Annotated in this window: 1 protein-coding gene and 1 pseudogene; both read right to left on the bottom strand. The window is 59.0% G+C overall.

Translation table 11 applies throughout. The features are described 5' to 3' along the window. Nucleotides 1-118: 118 nt before the first annotated feature. Nucleotides 119-1,966: an RNA polymerase sigma factor RpoD gene (gene rpoD, locus B2W52_RS06705; protein WP_008169681.1), complete on the bottom strand. Its 1,848-nt coding sequence runs from the start codon at nt 1,964-1,966 to the stop codon at nt 119-121. 133 nt (nt 1,967-2,099) lie between these two features. Next, nucleotides 2,100-2,836 (bottom strand): annotated as a pseudogene (locus tag B2W52_RS06700) (DNA primase); the annotation flags it as partial.

Below are 2,836 nucleotides of genomic sequence, written 5' to 3'. Positions count from 1 at the left end.
AACCAACTGAGCTATAGGCCCGTTCAGCGAACGCTGTTTTGAAAGGTGTTTCCGGAGGGGGAAACAAAGCGGGCGCCATTATACCGGTGAGGTGTGGCGCCCGCTACTGTTTGGGAAATTATCCCTGGTTGCCCTGGTCGTCGATAAAGCCGCGCAGGTGATCGGAGCGCGAGGGGTGACGCAGTTTGCGCAGGGCCTTGGCTTCGATTTGACGGATCCGCTCACGGGTTACGTCGAACTGCTTGCCGACTTCTTCCAGGGTGTGGTCGGTATTCATCTCGATACCAAAGCGCATCCGCAGCACCTTGGACTCGCGGGCGGTGAGGCCGGCCAGTACCGAGCGGGTGGCTTCGCGCAGGCCTTCGGCGGTGGCGGAGTCCACCGGGGAGAGGGCCTGGATATCTTCGATGAAGTCGCCCAGATGGCTGTCTTCGTCGTCGCCGATCGGGGTTTCCATGGAGATCGGCTCTTTGGCGATCTTCAGTACCTTGCGGATCTTGTCCTCAGGCATCTCCATGCGCTCGCCCAGTTCTTCCGGCGTGGGCTCGCGGCCCATTTCCTGCAGCATCTGGCGGGAGATCCGGTTGAGCTTGTTGATGGTCTCGATCATGTGCACCGGAATACGGATGGTGCGGGCCTGGTCCGCGATAGAGCGGGTGATGGCCTGACGAATCCACCAGGTGGCGTAGGTCGAGAACTTGTAGCCCCGACGGTACTCGAACTTGTCGACGGCCTTCATCAGGCCGATATTGCCCTCCTGGATCAGGTCCAGGAACTGCAGGCCCCGATTGGTATATTTCTTGGCAATGGAAATAACCAGACGCAGGTTGGCCTCAACCATCTCTTTCTTGGCGCGGCGGGCCTTGGCTTCACCGATGGAAACCCGACGGTTGATTTCCTTGATGTCGGCAACGTCCAGATCCACTTCAGTCTGCACGTTCTGGATGCGCTTCTGCAGGCGAACGACTTCGTCTATACGCTCGGCCAAGGGCGCTGCGTAAGGCTTCTTGCTCTTGGCAATTTTGTCGGCCCAATCCAGGTTGGTCTCGTTGCCCGGGAACGACTTGATGAAGTCCTTGCGGGGCATTTTGCACTCGCGAACACAGATCTGCATGATCGCGCGCTCGTTTTCGCGAACCAGGTCGTTGGTGGAGCGAACCACGTTCACCAGCTCGTCAAAGGCCTTGTTGGCGAGTTTGAACGGTGCGAAAACCTGACCCAGCTCGTTCAGGGCTTCCTGGGTCTTCTTGTCGGACCGACCGTGCTTGGCCAGGGCCTTGTTGGCGGCCTCCAGCTTTTCGTTGAGCAGTTCGAACCGGAGTCGGGTCTCTTCCGGATCCGGGCCGTTATCGGTTTCTTCTTCCGAGGAATCGTCGTCATCGTCTGAATCCGAGTCGGAATCATCAGAGCTTTCGGGTGTGGTGTCCTCACCCATGAACGGCTCGGCGTCGTCCGGATCCAGGAAGCCGGTTACGATGTCGCTGATACGGCCTTCGTTTTCGAGAATGCGGTCGTAGGCCTGGATCACCGTGCCAGCGGTGCCCGGGAAGTGGGCAACGGCGGCCATCACATCGCGAATGCCTTCCTCGATGCGCTTGGCAATGACGATTTCGCCCTCGCGAGTCAGCAGCTCTACGGTGCCCATTTCGCGCATGTACATGCGAACAGGATCCGTAGTGCGGCCGGCGTCGGTCTCAACAGCTGCCAGAGCGGCAGCGGCTTCAGCGGCGGCGGCTTCGTCAGCGGTGGAGTCGCCCTCGGTCATCAGCAGGGTATCGGCGTCCGGTGTTTCTTCGCACACCTGAATACCCATGTCGTTAATCATGCGAATGATGTCTTCGACCTGATCCGGATCGGCGATGTCTTCCGGGAGGTGGTCGTTTACCTCGGCGTAAGTCAGGTAACCTTGTTCCTTGCCTCGTGCAATGAGGTCTTTCAAACGTGATTTTTGCGAATTGCCTGACATAGACACCCTGTAAACTCGCTTTTAGAAGGAAAAAAGTTAAACAGCCATTATAGCTGTCGCTTAGTTGCTCTGCCACCAAGGAGCCTAGGCTCAAAGGTTAGATGGTGATCAGTGCATCAAGTTTCAAGTGCTGCTAGTCCCCGGTGCCGCTGCTCAGGGCTCTCAGCTCCTGTCGTTCCTCGCTTGTGAGGTTCGACAGATTTCTCAATAGTGTGGCAAGCCGCTGCTGGCGGGATGCCTCTTCATTCGGGCTCAAAAGCTCACGGGCGGCGGCCAGTGTGCTTTCCCGCGCAGGGATATGCTCGATCCCGTCAAACAGGTGGTAGAAGCGCTCACGAGCGCCCGTGTCCAGTGCCAGCGTGCGCACCAGGGTTTTCCTGTCCCGGATGTCGTTTGCCAGAATCCACTCGGCAAAATTCCGGGCCTGATTGAATTGTCGGGAGCTGCGGGCCAGCTCGGTGACCTCGGTAGCCAGGTCCGGTGCTTCCAGTAGGGCAAGGCACAGAATGCTGTCCTTGCTGAGTTTCACATCAATTCGATCCTCGGACACCCGATCCCGTCGCTCGCCGTTCCAGCGCCCTTTCTGCCCCTGCTGGCGGCTCTGCCACTGGTTCCGGCCACCACAAAGGCGGAGCATTTCGTGCCACATGGCATCCCGGAGGGTGCTTCTGGGCATCTTGTTGAGCAGCGGTTCGACCCTGGCTCGCAATTCGCCCCGATGCTCTGGCAGTTGCAGGTCCAGCCCTTCACTCTGCCGATCAAACAGATAGCGGGACAGAGGCGTTGCCCCTTCAATGCGCTTCTGGAACGCTTCCGGCCCCTCCTTGCGCACGAGGGTGTCCGGGTCCTCGCCCTGGGGCAGCATCAGGA

Source organism: Marinobacter sp. UBA2498, from assembly GCF_002341575.1.
GTDB classification, from domain to species: domain Bacteria; phylum Pseudomonadota; class Gammaproteobacteria; order Pseudomonadales; family Oleiphilaceae; genus Marinobacter; species Marinobacter manganoxydans.
This window is presented reverse-complemented; position numbering and strand designations above follow the sequence as displayed.